General features: G+C 68.8%; 14 protein-coding genes. 11 read left to right on the top strand and 3 right to left on the bottom strand.

The genetic code is table 11. From position 1 onward, the window contains the following. Positions 1-4: 4 nt before the first annotated feature. From AC1DW0_RS14095 to AC1DW0_RS14050, 10 genes are all read left to right on the top strand, one after another. Positions 5-1,180 carry an acetyl-CoA C-acyltransferase gene (locus AC1DW0_RS14095; protein WP_457320339.1) on the top strand — a complete coding sequence of 392 codons (1,176 nt, stop codon included), beginning with the start codon at positions 5-7 and terminating at the stop codon, positions 1,178-1,180. Positions 1,181-1,185: 5 nt separating this feature from the next. Next, a complete protein-coding gene (locus AC1DW0_RS14090; RefSeq protein ID WP_056203739.1) occupies positions 1,186-1,611 on the top strand; it encodes a PaaI family thioesterase in 426 nt (141 codons plus the stop codon). 55 nt (positions 1,612-1,666) lie between these two features. After that, positions 1,667-3,475 carry an acyl-CoA dehydrogenase gene (locus AC1DW0_RS14085; RefSeq protein WP_457445286.1) on the top strand — a complete coding sequence of 603 codons (1,809 nt, stop codon included), beginning with the start codon at positions 1,667-1,669 and terminating at the stop codon, positions 3,473-3,475. 9 nt (positions 3,476-3,484) lie between these two features. Then, on the top strand, positions 3,485-4,276 hold the full coding sequence (locus AC1DW0_RS14080; protein ID WP_457445284.1) for an SDR family oxidoreductase: 792 nt from the start codon (positions 3,485-3,487) through the stop codon (positions 4,274-4,276). A gap of 240 nt (positions 4,277-4,516) precedes the next feature. Continuing rightward, a complete protein-coding gene (locus AC1DW0_RS14075) occupies positions 4,517-4,954 on the top strand; it encodes a PaaI family thioesterase (protein WP_056203730.1) in 438 nt (145 codons plus the stop codon). 133 nt (positions 4,955-5,087) lie between these two features. Beyond that, entirely contained in the window at positions 5,088-5,468 is a 381-nt protein-coding gene (locus AC1DW0_RS14070; protein WP_056204470.1) for a YXWGXW repeat-containing protein, read from the top strand. A 285-nt stretch (positions 5,469-5,753) separates the two neighbouring features. Then, positions 5,754-6,389, top strand: a complete 636-nt coding sequence (locus AC1DW0_RS14065) for an RpiB/LacA/LacB family sugar-phosphate isomerase (RefSeq protein WP_477946479.1) — start codon at positions 5,754-5,756, stop codon at positions 6,387-6,389. A 192-nt stretch (positions 6,390-6,581) separates the two neighbouring features. Continuing rightward, positions 6,582-8,900 (top strand): DEAD/DEAH box helicase, encoded by a 2,319-nt coding sequence (locus AC1DW0_RS14060; RefSeq protein WP_477946477.1) that lies wholly within the window; start codon positions 6,582-6,584, stop codon positions 8,898-8,900. 56 nt (positions 8,901-8,956) lie between these two features. Next, positions 8,957-9,328: a hypothetical protein gene (locus tag AC1DW0_RS14055; protein ID WP_457320325.1), complete on the top strand. Its 372-nt coding sequence runs from the start codon at positions 8,957-8,959 to the stop codon at positions 9,326-9,328. Next, entirely contained in the window at positions 9,325-11,442 is a 2,118-nt protein-coding gene (locus AC1DW0_RS14050; protein WP_477946475.1) for a hypothetical protein, read from the top strand. The genes AC1DW0_RS14055 and AC1DW0_RS14050 overlap by 4 nt, the downstream gene beginning before the upstream one ends. 34 nt (positions 11,443-11,476) lie before the next feature. Here AC1DW0_RS14050 and AC1DW0_RS14045 read toward each other — a convergent pair whose 3' ends face one another. The 3 genes from AC1DW0_RS14045 to AC1DW0_RS14035 all read right to left on the bottom strand — a co-directional run bounded on the left by AC1DW0_RS14045 (position 11,477) and on the right by AC1DW0_RS14035 (position 14,708). Next, positions 11,477-12,967 (bottom strand): tripartite tricarboxylate transporter permease, encoded by a 1,491-nt coding sequence (locus tag AC1DW0_RS14045; RefSeq protein ID WP_477946473.1) that lies wholly within the window; start codon positions 12,965-12,967, stop codon positions 11,477-11,479. Between the two features lie 10 nt (positions 12,968-12,977). Continuing rightward, complete coding sequence (locus tag AC1DW0_RS14040; RefSeq protein WP_457320321.1) at positions 12,978-13,487, bottom strand: tripartite tricarboxylate transporter TctB family protein; 510 nt, start codon at positions 13,485-13,487, stop codon at positions 12,978-12,980. Positions 13,488-13,745: 258 nt separating this feature from the next. Next, entirely contained in the window at positions 13,746-14,708 is a 963-nt protein-coding gene (locus AC1DW0_RS14035; RefSeq protein WP_477946471.1) for a Bug family tripartite tricarboxylate transporter substrate binding protein, read from the bottom strand. Between the two features lie 190 nt (positions 14,709-14,898). On the opposite strand from AC1DW0_RS14035, the gene AC1DW0_RS14030 reads away from it, so the two are divergent. After that, a complete protein-coding gene (locus tag AC1DW0_RS14030; RefSeq protein ID WP_457391917.1) occupies positions 14,899-15,579 on the top strand; it encodes a response regulator transcription factor in 681 nt (226 codons plus the stop codon). The last annotated feature ends 5 nt before the right edge of the window (positions 15,580-15,584 follow it).

The following is a 15,584-nucleotide window of genomic DNA, read 5'->3' as shown; positions in this document are numbered from 1 at the left end:
AGACATGAGCAACGCACTGATCGTCTCCACTGCCCGCACGCCGCTCGCCAAGAGCTGGAAGGGCGCGTTCAACATGACCCACGGCGCCACACTCGGCGGCCACGCCGTCAAGGCAGCCGTCGAGCGCGCCGGCATCGATGGCGGTGCCATCGAAGACGTGCTGATGGGTTGCGCCACGCCCGAAGGCGCCACCGGCTCCAACATCGCGCGCCAGATCGCGCTGAAGGCCGGCCTGCCGATCACGGTGAGCGGCGTCACCATCAACCGCTTCTGTTCCAGCGGCCTGCAGACCATTGCGATGGCCGCGCAGCGCATCATTGCCGGCGAGGGCGATGTCTACATCGCCGGCGGCGTCGAGAGCATTTCCTGCGTGCAGCAAGAGGCCAACAAGCACATGCTGGTCGACCCGGCGCTGATGAAGCTCAAGCCCGAGATCTACTGGAACATGCTGCAGACTGCCGAGAACGTGGCCAAGCGCTACAACATCTCGCGCGAGCGCATGGACCAGTACGGCGCCGGCAGCCAGCAGAAGGCCTGCGCCGCCCAGGCCGCCGGCAAGTTCGCCGACGAACTGATCTCGGTCACGACGACCATGGGCGTGGCCGACAAGGTCATGGGCCTGATGAGCAAGGAAGTGACCATCAGCGCCGATGAGGGCCTGCGCGAGGGCACCACTTATGACGCCATCAAGGACCTGCGCTCCGCCATGCCCGGCGGTCTGATCTCGGCCGGCAACGCCAGCCAGTTCAGCGACGGTGCCGGCGCCTGCGCGCTGGTCAGCGAGCAATACGCGTCCACGCACAACCTCAAGCCCATCGGCCGTTTCCTCGGCTTTGCCGTGGCCGGTTGCGAGCCTGACGAGATGGGTATCGGTCCTGTGTTCGCCGTCCCCAAGGTGCTGAAGAAGCTGGGCCTGACGGTGGCCGACATCGACCTGTGGGAACTGAACGAAGCCTTCGCCGTGCAGGTGCTGTACTGCGCCGACACGCTGGGCATCCCGATGGACCGCCTGAACGTCAACGGCGGCGCAATCGCTGTCGGCCACCCTTATGGCGTGTCGGGCCAGCGCCTGACGGGCCACGCCCTCATCGAAGGCAAGCGCCGCGGTGCCAAGCGCGTCTGCGTGACGATGTGCATTGGCGGCGGCATGGGCGCGGCTGGCATCTTCGAAGTGCTCTGAAGACCATGGCCGTCTCGCCGGAGGTCTTCCTGCAGATGGGCCGCGAGATCCTGGCCAAGCAGGCTTTCAGCCGCCTGCTCGGCACGGAACTGGCGGCGCTGTCCCCGGGCAAGGTCGAGCTGCAGTTGGTGCTCAAGCCCGAGCATCTGCAGCAGCATGGTTTTGCGCACGGTGGCGTCGTCAGCTATCTGGCCGACAACGCGCTGACCTATGCCGGCGGCACGGCCATGCAGGTCGAGGTCGTGACGAGCGAGTTCAAGGTGAACTATGTGCGTCCGGCCGTTGGCGAACGCCTGATCGCCCGCGCCAGCGCCGACGCGGTCAGCAAGAACCAGGCGGTCTGCCGCTGCGAGATCTTTGCCGTCAAGGGCGGCGCCGAGAAGCTCTGTGCGCTGGCGCAGGGCACCATCGTCCGCGTTGCGGGCGACTGATCATGGCCGACCTGGGCATTGAGCCCACGGCCGTCACCACAACGGGATAGCAGCCATGCGCGACACCCTGGAGTTCCTTCTGTTCGACTGGCTGCGTGCTGGTGACCTCACCGCGCGCGAGCGCTTTGCCGACCATTCGCGCGAGACCTTCAGCGCCGTGCTCGACACCTGCGAGCGCATCGCCCGCGAGAAGTTCGCGCCGAGCTACAGGCTGATGGACACGGAGGAGCCGCGCGTGGTTGTGGATGAAGGTGGCGAGCGCGTGCACCTGCCCGCGGCGACATTGGAGGCGGTCAATGCCCTGGTCGACTCCGGCATGATGGCTGCGGCGCATGACTACGAGCTGGGCGGCATGCAGCTGCCCTGCCTCGTCGAGACGGCCGCCAATGCCTTCGTCAGCATGGCCAACGTCCACGCTGGCTCCTACGGCGTGTTGACGACCTGCAATGCCAACCTGCTGATGGAACACGGCAGCGAGCGCCAGCGCGAGGTGTTCGCCAAGACGCTGCTGGCTGGCCAGTGGTTCGGCACCATGTGCCTGTCGGAGCCGCAGGCGGGCTCGTCGCTGTCCGATGTGGTCACGCGCGCCGAGCTGGAGGACGAGAACGACGCCCTCGGCCCGCGCTACCGCCTGCGCGGCAACAAGATGTGGATCTCGGGCGGCGAGCATGAGCTGCGCGAGAACATCGTCCACCTGGTGCTGGCCAAGATCCCGGGGCCGGACGGCAAGCTCATTCCGGGCACCAAGGGCATCTCGCTCTTCATCGTGCCCAAGCAAATGGTCGGCGAGAACGGCCAGCTGACCGGCGAGCGCAATGACATCGCGCTGGCCGGGTTGAACCACAAGCTCGGCCACCGCGGCACGACCAACTGCCTGCTGAACTTCGGCGAAGGCCGCTTCCAGCCGGAAGGCAAAGCGGGTGCCGTGGGCTATCTCGTCGGCAAGCCCGGCGAAGGCCTGCGCTGCATGTTCTTCATGATGAACGAGATGCGCATTGGCGTGGGTCTCGGTGCCGTCATGCTGGGCTATGCCGGCTACGAGGCCAGCCTGGAATACGCCAAGCAGCGTCCCCAGGGCAGGCCGATGACCGCGACGGGCAAGGACGCGGCCAGCCCGCAGCGGCCCATCATCGAACACGCCGATGTGCGCCGCATGCTGCTGGCGCAGAAGAGCTATGTCGAGGGCGGCCTGGCGCTGGAGCTGTACTGCGCCCGCCTCGTCGACGAGCTGAACACCGGTGACGCGAAGGCCGAGGCGCAGGCGCTGCTGGACGTGCTCATCCCCATCGCCAAGAGCTGGCCGAGCGAGTGGTGCCTGGAGTCCAACTCCCTGGCCATCCAGGTGCTGGGCGGCTATGGCTACACGCGTGATTTCCCCGTCGAGCAGTACTGGCGCGATCAGCGCCTGAACATGATTCACGAGGGGACGCATGGCATCCAGGCGCTGGACCTGCTGGGTCGCAAGGTGGTGCAGCAGGGCGGGGCGTCTCTCGCTGCTTTGGCCGCGCGAGTGCAGCAGACCATCGAGCGCGCGATGCAGACCGACTGGGCGCCGCAGGCCAACCAGCTGGCCGCCGCGTTGGCGCAAGTAGGCGGCGCGACGAAGAAGGCCTGGAGCACGGGCGAGCCCGAAGAAGCGCTGGCCAATGCGACGCCCTATATGCAGGCCTTCGGCCACACGGTGCTGGCCTGGCTGTGGCTGGACGTCGTGCTGAGCGTGCACGGGGACAGCGACTTCGCCCACGGCAAGCGCGCCGCGGCCCGCTACTTCTTCGCCTACGAGCTGCCCAAGATCGGCGCCTGGCTGGACGTGGTTGCGCGCCGCGAGCCGCTGTGCCGCGAAATGAAAGCTGAATACTTCTAAGGAGACACCATGAGCACCAAAGTCCAAGACCTCTTCGACCTGAGCGGCCAGGTGGCCCTCGTCACCGGCGGCTCGCGTGGCCTGGGCCTGCAGATCGCCGAAGCCCTCGGTGAAGCAGGCGCCAAGATCATGCTGACCTCGCGCAAGGCGGCCGACCTGGAGGAGGCCGCGGCCCACCTGCAGGCGCGCGGCATCGACACGCGCTGGGTGGCGGCCGATGCGTCCAAGGAGGAAGACGCGCAGCGCGTCGTCATGGAGACCATGGAGCGCCTGGGCCAGATCGACATCCTCGTCAACAACGCCGGTGCCAGCTGGGGCGCGCCCGCCGAGGAGCATCCCATCGAGGCCTGGGACAAGGTCATGGACCTCAACATCCGCAGCCTCTTCGTCTTTGCGCAAGCGGTGGCCAAGGCCAGCATGATCCCGCGCAAGTCGGGCCGCATCATCAACGTGGCCTCCATCGCCGGCCTGGGCGGCAACTCGGCCGTCATGAAGACCATTGCCTACAACACCAGCAAGGGCGCGGCCGTGAACTTCACGCGCGCGCTGGCCGGCGAGTGGGGCCAGTACGGCATCACCGTCAACGCGCTGGCGCCGGGCTTCTTCCCGAGCAAGATGACCAAGGGCCTGATGGCGACCATCGGTGAAGAGCAACTCGCTTCCCACGCGCCGCTGAACCGCATCGGCGATGACGACGATTTGAAGGGCGCGGCCCTGCTGTTTGCGTCCAGGGCCGGCAAGCACATCACCGGCCAGATCCTGGCGGTCGACGGCGGCGTGTCGGCCATCCACGGGGGATAAGCCTAGAAACGGCAGTCGACCGCTACCCAGCGCATGCAAGTTCTTGCTTCATCACAAGATTGGACCCACGGCCACGTTCACCATGTGGGTGGCAACGCTGCACGCCCGCCTGGCCTGCGCTGGCGCACGCTGGCCGCGTTGCTTCTCCTCGCGGGCGCGAGCCCGCAGCGTCGTCGCGCCTTGCCAGCGCACCCCAGCGCAGCCCCTTCGGCCGCGCCCAACTACCGTTTCTAGGCTGCCATGGAATTCCCGGTCCACATCCCCTTCGTCCAGCAACTCGGCTTCACGCTGCACTCGGTCGGCGACGGCGAGGCCGAGCTGCGGCTGACGATCAGCGAGCAGCACTTGAACTCCTGGCGCGTCGCCCACGGCGGCGTGGTGATGACGCTGCTGGACGTGGCGATGGCGCATGCCGCCCGCAGCGTGAACCGGCATCTGCCGGACCTCGGTCCGGGCGTCGTCACGGTGGAGATGAAGACCAGCTTCATGCGCCCCGGCGAGGGCGAACTGCGCGCGGTGGGCAAGCTGCTGCATCGCTCGACGACCATGGCTTTCTGCGAGGGCTCGGTATTCGGTGCGGGTGACAAGCTCTGCGCCCATGCGACGGGCACCTTCAAATACCTGCGCGCTCTGCCGGCGGGCCGGCAGTTGAAGCCGCTGGGTGGTGAAGGCGACTGAGGCGCTGCGGCAGGCCTCACCCGCCTTCGATCAGTTGGACGCTTTGCACAACTTTGCGGCGCGACGGGCGCTTGTCCGACCACCGCGCGTCGGGGCCAGTCGTTGAATGACCTCCTGTCACTTGGAGATCGTCATGCTCAACAGAACCCTCCTCGCTTCGTGTCTGGTCGCCAGCTGTGCCTTTGGTGCAGCAGCACTCCCGACCGCAGCCGCAGCACAGGTCAGCGTGTCCATCCGGACCGCACCGCCGCCTCCACGTCATGAAGTGATGCCGGGCGCGCGCCGCGGCTATGTCTGGGTGCCCGGCTATTGGAACTGGAACGGCCGCCGCCACGTCTGGCAGCAGGGCGTCTGGGTGAAGGAGCGCCGCGGCTACATGTACAACCAGCCCGCCTGGGAGGAGCGCAACGGCCACTGGGAGCTGCGGCGCGGTGGCTGGGCCCGCGGCGACGCGGACCGTGATGGCGTGCCCAACGGTGCCGACCGCCGGCCCAACGATCCCCACCGCCGCTGATGCTGCGAGGCTCGCATCGCATCGATCGCGGGCTTGAGTGCTTTTCTGAAACGGCGTTCCAATATTTGGCGCAAGTGGCACAATGGCGCCAGCGTCAGCACCTCGCTTCGAGGTGCGCGGTTGGCCAGGTTGCTCCATCGGGACCATGCAGTCCCGGCCTTTCGAGGCGGACGCCTGGCATGACGGCCCGCGCTCGAGCCCCTCTGGTTCGAGCAGCCGCGGCCCATGCAACCGGGGTGGCTTGTGCCGCCCCAGCCCCCATTCCGCTACCGAAAGCCACCCGCCATGAAGATCGCCCTCATCATCGAGAACAGCCAGGCCGCCAAGTCCGAGATCGTCCACAGCGCCCTCAAGACCGTCGCCGAGCCGCTGGGCCACAGCGTCCACCACTACGGCATGTACACGCCGGAGGACAAGGCCTCGCTGACCTATGTGATGAACGGCCTGCTGGCCGGCATCCTGCTGAACTCCAAGGCCGCCGACTTCGTCGTCACGGGCTGCGGCACCGGCATGGGCTCCATGCTGGCCTGCAACAGCATGCCGGGCGTGTTCTGCGGCCTGGTCATCGACCCGACCGACGCCTTCCTGTTCGGCCAGATCAATGACGGCAACTGCATGTCCATGCCCTACGCCAAGGGCTTCGGCTGGGCCGCCGAGCTGAACCTGCAGGACTGCTACCGCAAGCTGCTCGAGAACGAGCGCGGCGCCGGCTACCCCAAGGAGCGCGCCGCCATCATGGCCAAGAACCGCGGCATCCTGAAGGACCTGAAGGCCGCATCCTGCAAGGACATGCTGACCACGCTGAAGGCCGTCGACCAGGACCTGCTGAAGGCCGCCGTGTCGGGCGAGAAGTTCCAGGAACTGTTCTTCACAAACTGCCAGGACGACGCCATCGCCGCCCACATCAAGTCGATCCTTTAAGCCCCTCGCCCAGTCTCGCCGCTGAACGCGTGCGAGCCTGGTCGGTCCCCCGAGGGGACGGCGATGCTCGCGGCGTCGAGCCGCAAGCACATCGCCTGACGGGCCGGCTTGGGAGCGGCCCGGCGCTCGGCCCGCACAATTCACCACGCCGTTGTACGGGGCGACAGTCTCGCGGGCTGCGAGACTGTCGCGATGTCTGTTCCGCCTCCTCACCTCACGCTGCGCACACTGACGCGCGGCGACGGCTTGCTCGGCCTGCGCCCGCGCGGCGCCCTCGGCCCGCGGGGCGAGCAAGTGACGGTGGCGATGCTGGCTGCGGCCGACGTGCAAGCCGAGCTGGCGCTGCTGACGCGTGGCCTGATTGCGCTGGACCCGGCCCTGCTGCAATGGCGCGGCGCGCCGCTGCCTTTGGGCGCTTCGCTCTGGACCCTGGTCCAGGAAGAGTTCTTCGGCGACTTCCACGCCGAGAAAGTGCCCGAGTTGCAGGCCCTGGGCTGGCAGGTCACGACCGAGCCGGGCTTTGCCCACCATAGCCAAGCCGTCAGTGGCTGGCAGCTCGGGCTGGCTGAAGACACCGAAGCGCCACCGCCCAGCCGCCGCGTCGAAGGCCTGGGTCTGGAGCGCCGCACCGGCGCATGGCTGGTCAGCCTCGGCATGGAGGTGGATGGCCAGCGCATCGACCTGGCCCCGCTGATCGCCAACCTGCTGCGCAAGGACAAGCGCTGGCTGGACGCGATCGCCATCGCCGCCATCGAGGACGACGCCGTCGTGGCGCTGCGCGCACCTGGTGGCCGCCGCTATCACGCCGTTGCCGCGCCGCTCAAGGCCATCATGTTGGCGCTGCTGGACCTGCTCAAGCCGGTGGAGCTGGAGAAGGGTAAGCCGCTCAAGCTCAATGCCTGGGACGCCGACCGCATCCGCTGCATCGAGGAGGAATCGCGCGGCCGCTGGCAGATCCATGGCGACGCGGGCCTGAAGGCGCTGGGCCAGCGCCTGCTGGCGGCCGGCGCGCCGACTTCGATGGCGCAGCCCGAAGGTCTCGGCCTGCAGCTGCGGCCCTATCAATTGCATGGCCTGGCCTGGCTGCAATACCTTCGCGAGCAGGGCCTCGCCGGCATCCTGGCCGACGACATGGGCCTGGGCAAGACGGCGCAGGCCCTGGCCCACATCTGGACCGAGAAGCAGGCTGGTCGGCTGGACCGCCCGGCCCTCGTCATCGTGCCGACCTCGCTGCTCTTCAATTGGCAGCAGGAGGCGGCGCGCATCGCGCCGGGGCTCAGGCTGATGACCTGGCATGGCGCCGACCGCGAGGCGGCGCAACTCGCCGATACCGACGTCGTGCTCAGCACCTACAACCTCGTCTGGCGCGACCTGCGCAAGCTGTCCGCCCAGCCCTGGCATCTGCTGATCCTCGATGAGGCTCAGTCGGTCAAGAACGCCCAGGCCCGTGCCGCCCGCGCGCTGCGCCGGCTTGACACCCGCCACCGCCTGGCCCTCACCGGCACGCCACTGGAGAACCACCTCGGCGAGCTGTGGTCGCTGTTCGACCTGCTGATGCCCGGCTTCCTCGGCGACTCGCGCAGCTTCGCGCGCCATTGGCGCAAGCCCATCGAGGTCAACCGCGACGGCCCGCGCGCCCGCCTTCTCGCGGCGCGTGTGCGGCCCTTCATCCTGCGACGCATGAAGACGGAGGTCGCCACCGAGCTGCCGCCGCTGACCGAGCTGGTCAAGCGCGTCACGCTGGTGGGCCAGCAGAAGCAGCTGTACGAGAGCGTGCGCGTCGCGGCCGACCACATGGTGCGGCGCATCCTGGCGCGCGACGGCTTCAACGCTACCAGCCTCATCAGCGTGCTGGACGCGATGCTGAAGCTGCGGCAGGTCTGCTGCGACCCGCTGCTGCTCAAGGGCGTGGAGATGCCGCCCTTTGTGGAGCGCGCCAAGCTCGAATGGCTGCGCGAGCATCTGCCCGATTTCGTTGCCCAGGGCCGGCGCCTGCTGGTGTTCTCGCAGTTCACCGAGATGCTGGACCTGATAGCCGCTGAGCTGGACCGTCTGGGCCTGCCCCATCTGCGCCTGACCGGCCAGACCGCCGCATCCGCGCGTGGCGAGGTCGTGCGCCGCTTCCAGGCGCGCGAGGAGCCCATCCTGCTGGCCAGTCTCAAGGCCGGCGGCGTGGGCCTGAACCTCACGGCCGCGGACACCGTCATCCACGTCGACCCCTGGTGGAACCCAGCCGTGCAGGCCCAGGCCAGCGCGCGCGCCCACCGCATCGGCCAGGACCAGCCGGTGTTCGTCTACCAACTGGTGGCCCAGGGCAGCATCGAGGAGCGCATGCTGGAGTTGCAGGCGCGCAAGAAGGCCTTGGCCGACGGCCTGCTCGGCAGCGACGACGGCAGCAGCCTGAGCAAGTTCGGCGAGATGGAACTGAAGCTGCTGCTGGCGCCGCTGGAGGAGGCCGAATCTGGCCTGCGGCAGCCGCCAGCCGCCGACCTTCCCCACTTCTACGGATGACCCCGGCGCGGGCCGGCGGCCTACTCATGCCGGTCAATCAAGATCAGGAGCCAGCCATGACCACCCGAGAACACATCATCACCAACATCAAGGTCGACCTCGTCGTGAATACCAAGGACGATCTGCGCCGCATCGTGTTCGGGCTGGAGAAGGTCAGCGACGACAACGGCCTGCCGACCTGGACCATCCACTTCAAGCTGTTCCGCCGCGATGACAAGGCCGTGGCCTACGGCGAAGCGCGCGTGAGCCTGGACGTGGTCGTCGACAAGGAATTGCACAGCAAGGCCGCCGCCACAGCCACCAACGGCCTGACCGCCACGCAGGCCGCCTTCCTGGCCGGCCCGGCGTCCAACGCGGCGCTCGCGAGCCAGCAGCCCGGCGGCCCAGCGGCCGATGCCACCATCCAGCGCACGCTGATCAAGCGGTGAGGCGCCCGCCACTGGGCGCGTGCTGGGCGCTGTCCCTGCCCGCCCTGCTGGCGCCCGCCGTCGCCAGCGCCGGCCCGCAAGCCGGGCAGGCTGCGGTGGTCGTCGGCAATGCCTGTCCGGCCAACGGCGCCTTTGGCGGCATGCCCATCCATGCCGTGGACGTGCAGACGCCGCTGGCCTTCCTGCCCTGGATCCGCGCGGACCTGAACCAGGCGAAGGCCCTGGCCGAGCCGCTGCGCGGCACGCCCTACAGCGCCAGCCAGGTCACGACCGTGTGGAACCAGATCGCGGCGCTGCCCTTCGCCAACCTGGATGTCGAGGCCCGTGTCGGCGGCCGCGTGCTGCCGGTGATGGTCAGCTGCACGCCGCAGGGCCTGGACCTGGTGTTCTTCGTCTACGCCATCAAGGCCTCACTGTCGGTGGGGCTCACCTGGGAGTCGCGCCAGCGCGAGACGGCAGCCCCGGAGCGCCAGTCCGGGCAGGAGGCCTTGCGCCCGGGCATGCGCCTGCAACCGCGCCTGGGGTACCGGGCCGGCGAGGGCGCAGGCGCCGGGCTGGCGGCCCTCTACAACCGCAGCGGTGCCGGTGCCGACGCCGACACCCTCAATTGGCGCTCCCTCGCCGTCGATGCCTACGCCAGCGATCGGCTGCGCGACGTGGCGCTCGCGCTGGAGGGAGGCCGGGAGCACAGCGACGGCATCTGGGCCCACACGGCCTGGCGGCTGGGCTATGCCGACCAGTCGGTGCCCGCCAAGTCCGTGTCGCGGCTGGGGCAGAACAACCTCGAGGCCCAGGCCTTCGCTCAGACGCGTCCGCTGGGCAGCTGGGCGCTGGCGCTGCGCCTGGGAGCGGCGCTGGACGCCGGCCAGCATCGCAGCCGCGGCCAGGACGACCCCGCCGCAGGCCTGGTCGCGGACCAGCGCTACCAGTCGCTCAAGTTGATGGCCGGCACCACGGCACGGCTGGCGCGACAGAGCCTGGCCGCGAGCTATGCGGTCGAGTTCGGCGCCGGCAGCGGCGGCGCGGGCCTGGACTGGGTCAAGCAGATCGTCGACATCGCCCATGAGGGCCGCTGGCTGGTGGCCGACCATCGCAGCCTGTCGCTGGAGACGCGTCTGACGCTGGGCCATCTGCGCGAGGCAGGCCTGGTGCCCCACGGCGCGCGCTTCTTCGCCGGCGGGCGCGAGCAGCCCTTCATCGGCGGCGAGGAATGGCAGATCCGCGCGGCGCCGCTGCTGCGCAGCCTGGGCACCAATGCACTGGCCGGCAGCGCCGCCAGCCCGGGCTATCGGCGCTTCTCGGCCCTGAGCCTGACGGCGGCGCTGCCGGTGTTCAACCAGCCCCTGGTACCGGCCGAGGCCTACCGCGACGCCCAGGTCCGCGCTGCACTGAACGGCCAGCTCGACTCCGCCGTCGGCGGCCTCGCGGCAGACAACCGCACCACCCTGCCGACCTATCTGCAGGCCATTGCGCAACTGCCCAAGGTGCAGCAGACCCTGGGCGCGCTGGATGGTGCCGTGGCCGCCGTGCAGCCCCCTGCGGGCAGCGCCGACAGGGATGCGTTCGCCGCCTGCAAGGGGCAGCTCGCTCAAGCCCAGGACGAGATCACCCAGGTGTTGCGGGAGTCCAGCCTGACGCAGCTTGGCCTGTTCACCGAACTGCTGCCCGGTGAAGACACCGCCAACACCCTGGGGCAGGTGGTGGCGCTTTGCGTGGAGGGCTTCAACGCCGGCCCACGCAACCCGCGAATCACGCAACAAGGCGCCGCGCTGCGCGCCGACATCGAGCAGCTGGCGCGGTGGTTCGCGGCGGCCGACCCCAAGCTGGCCGAGCAGGACGCGCGCCGCGAGATCGAACCGGTGCGCCATATCGTCGACACGCTGATGGACGAGATCAATGCCATCGCCATCAGCCCGCTGCTGATGCTCGACGCGGTGAATCTCGGCCCGCGCCTGAGCGGCCCGCGCACCCGCCTGGCCGTGGGCACGGGCCTGCGCGTGACGCTGGTGGACAGCGTGGATTTCAGCCTGGGCTATATGGCCAACCTGCGCCGCCAGGCCGGCGAGGCGCGGGGTTCGTTCTTCGTGACGATGCAGTTCAAGGACCCGTTCTGATCCGGGTCGTCGCAGTACGGGACGGGCGCCGGCGTCAGCGCCGCGCGGCCACCCAGCGCCATGCACGTGGCAGCACCAGCACGGCGGCCAGCACCACCAGCAGGCCCACGGACAGCGGCCGCTCGATGAAGACGCTCCAGTTCCCGCTGCCGATGGACAGCGCATTGCGCCCCTGGGCCTCGGCCAGGGGGCCGAGGATCATGCCGACGACGATTGGTGCGGTCGGGAAGTCGAAGCGCCGCATGACGACGCCCATCAGCCCCAGGCCCAGCATCAGGAAGAGATCGAAGGCGCTCTGGCGCATGCCGTAGACGCCGACGGTGGCAAAGATCAGGATGCCCGCATACAGCTGCGGCCGCGGGATCTTCAGCAGCTTCACCCACAGGCCCACGAGCGGCAGGTTCAGCACCAGCAGCATCACGTTGCCGATGTAGAGCGACGCGATCAGCGCCCACACCAGGGCCGATGATGTGGTGAACAGTTGCGGGCCGGCCTGGATGCCGTAGTTCTGCAAGGCGCTGAGCAGGATGGCCGCGGTGACCGAGGTCGGGATGCCCAGTGTGAGCAGCGGCACCAGGGTCGCGGTGACGGCGGCGTTGTTGGCGGCCTCGGGGCCCGCCACGCCCTCGATGGCGCCGGTGGTGCCGAACTCTTCCTTGTGCTTGCTGAGCTTGCGCTCGGTGGCATAGCTCAGGAAGGTCGGGATCTCTGAGCCGCCTGCGGGGATGGTGCCAAACGGGAAGCCGATGAGGGTGCCGCGCAGCCAGGCCGGCCAGGAGCGCCGCCATTCCTGGCGCGTCATGTGCACGCTGCCCATCTTGTTGAGATCGGTGGTGCTGCGGCCTTCGTAGAGGGCCAGGTACAGCGTCTCGCCCACCGCAAACAGGCCAACCGCGACGAGCACGGTTTCGATACCGTCCATGAACTCCGGCACGCCGCCGGTGTAGCGCACCTGGCCAGTGATCTGGTCCAGGCCGATCAGGCCCAGGGCAAGACCGATGAAGAGCGATGTCATGCCGCGCAGCGTGCTCTTGCCCAGCACCGCGCTGACCGTCGTGAAGGCCAGCAGCATCAACAGGAAATACTCCGGCGGGCCGAGGGTGACGGCGAAGTCTGCGACGAGGGGTGCGAACAGCGTGACGAGCACGGTGGCGATGGTGCCGGCCACGAAGGAACCGATGGCCGCGGTGGCCAGGGCAGCGCCGGCGCGGCCGCTCTTGGCCATCTTGAAGCCTTCCAGCGCCGTCACCATGGTGCCGGTCTCGCCGGGGGTGTTGAGCAGGATGGAGGTCGTCGAGCCGCCGTACATCGCGCCGTAGTAGATGCCGGCGAAGAAGATCAGCGACGCCGTCGGTTCCACCTGGGTGGTGATGGGCAGCAGCATGGCCACCGTCACCGCGGGGCCCAGGCCCGGCAGCACGCCGATGGCCGTGCCGATGACGCAGCCGAGGAAGGCCCACATCAGGTTGATGGGCGTGCCGGCGGTGGCGAAGCCGCCGAGCAGTTGGTTCCAGAGATCCATCATGGTGTTTTCCTCACAGCCAGCCGCTGGCCGTCAGGCCGGGCAGGTTGATCGCCAGCAGCTTGGTGAAGAGCCAGAACACCGGCGCCGCGATGCAGATGCCGGTCGCAAGGTCCAGCAGGCCACGCTTGATTGCGCCGCCCGTCTTGCCCTCCGAAATTCGCAGGCCGCGCACGGCGAATGCAAAGCACAGCGCGCAGGACAGGATGAAGCCCAGCGTCGTGATGAGGCTCGCGTTCAGGATGACGCCAGCGATGACCCAGGCGACGGCCTTCCAATCGCCACGCTCGGCACCCGACGGCGCCTCCATCTCGCGGTAGCCCCCTGTGCGCGCCTCCCAGACAAGCCAGGCGCCGCAGATCATCAGCACCACCGACACCAGCCAGGGCAGGGCGTTCGGCCCGACACCGGCATAGCCGGCCTCCGACGAGATGAAGGTCGCGCCGTAGGCCATCACCGCACCGATCAGCAGGGTGCCGACGCCGACGAATGTCTGGCCGTTGGAAGAGGAATTGCTGCTCATCAGCGATCCTTGTGAATTCGCGGCAGCGCCGCGTGAATTTCGGGCCGAGCGCCGGGCCGCTCCCAAGCCGGCCCGCGATGGCGATGTGCTTGCGGCTCGATGCCGCAAGCATCGCCGTCCCCTCGGGGGCTGAGGCCGGACACGATAAGCCCTGTGGGCTTGTCGTGCCTGCCGAAGAGCTGCGGCATTGCCGCAGCGCGGTCTGCAAGACCGACTGGGCTCGCCCGCGTTCAGCGGCGCGAGACCAGGCGAGGGGCGTCAGATCATCCCCGACTTGACCATGATCGCCCGCAACGTCGCGAACTCGCGGTCGACGAAGGCCTCAAACTCGGGGCCGGACAGCAGTGCCGGCGTCCAGCCGTTCTTGTCGATGGACTCCGCCCAGCTCTTGCTCTTGGTGGCCGCGACGACCATGTCCGTCAGCGCCTTGCGCTGCTCGGGCGTGATGCCGGGCGGCGCGTAGACGCCGCGCCAGTTGCCGATCTCGACGTCGATGCCCAGCTCCTTGAGCGTCGGCGCATTCAGGCCCTTGATGCGGGTCGGCGCCGTGACGGCCAGCGCGCGCATCTTGCCGCTATCGAGATAGGGCTGGAACTCGCTGAAGCCGCTGCCGCCCACCGTGACGTTGCCGCCCAGGATGGCCGCCACCGCCTCGCCGCCGCCGCGGAAGGGCACGTAGTTGATCTTGGCCGCGTCCACGCCGACGTCGCGCGCGATCATGGCCGCGGCGACATGCTCGGTCGAGCCGCGCGAGCCGCCGCCCCACTTGACGCTGCCGGCGTCCTTCTTGAGCTGCTCGACGACATCCTTCATCGTCTTCAGCGGCGATGCGGCATGGACGACGTAGACGTTGTATTCGCTGAGCAGCCGCGCAATCGGCGTGGCCTGGGCCAGCGTCACCGGCGGCTTGCCGGTGATGATGCCGCCCAGCATGACGGCGCCCATGACGATGAGGGCATGCGGGTCGCCCTTGCTGGCGTTGACGAACTGCGCCAGACCCAGGGCGCCGGCAGCGCCGCCCTTGTTCTCGAACTGCACGGAGGACGCGAGGCCCGCGTCCTGCAGTGCCTTGCCCAGTGCCCGGCCGGTGGTGTCCCAGCCGCCGCCGGGGTTGGCGGGGATCATGAGCTTCATGGGCACGCCGGCGGCGTTGGCCTGCAATGGCCAGGCGCCGGCTGCGGCCAGGGCCGCCAGGGACTTCAGGAAGGTATCGCGACGCATTGCTTGTCTCCTTGTCGTCTCGGGGCGTATCCCGCCCCGGCATGATGGCCGAGCCCCTGCGGATGAGGAAGCGGCCGGTTTTCTTTTACAGCCCGCATGGTTGACGACGAGGCTGTCAATCCGCTGTCCATGGCCTCGGGGTAAACCTCAGCCCCTGTTTCACAGCGCCGCGGTGCTAGCCTGCCGGCCCATGAAGCTGCTGGTGATCGAGGACAACGCCGCGATGCAGACGACGCTGCAGCGCTCTTTCGAGCGGCGCGGCTTCAAGGTCGTCATCTGCGACGACGGCGCGCGGGCGTTGAGCCGCTGGCGCGCCAGCGTGCCGGACGTCGTGCTGCTCGACCTGTCCCTGCCGGGCCAGGACGGGCTGGACGTGCTGTCCCAGGCGCGCGCCGAGGGGCTGACGACGCCGGTCATCATCATCACGGCCCGCGGCACGCTGGGCGACAAGATCCTCGGCCTCAACACTGGCGCCGACGACTACCTGCCCAAGCCCTTCGACCTCGACGAGCTGGAGGCCCGCATCCGCGCGCTGGTGCGCCGCCAGGGCCAGGCCAGCGAGGCCCGGCCCGCCGACGCACCGAGCTTCTGCGGCCTGCGCGCCGATGCCCAGAGTGGCGCCGTCTATCACCAGGGCCAGCCGCTGGACCTGGCGCCGCGCGAGGCCGCGCTGCTGCGCGCGCTGCTCGTGGGACCGGGCCAGGCGGTGGCCAAGGACAAGCTCTTCGAACTGGTGTTTGCGGACGCGGCGGATGCGCTGCCCGATGCGATCGAAGTCGTGGCCTACCGGCTGCGCAAGCGACTGCCACCAGGAAGCGCCAGGCTCGTGACGTTGCGCGGCCTGGGCTACCTGCTGCAGTCGGACGACTGAGCCGC

This window comes from Roseateles sp. P4_D2 (genome assembly GCF_056401875.1).
This window is presented reverse-complemented; position numbering and strand designations above follow the sequence as displayed.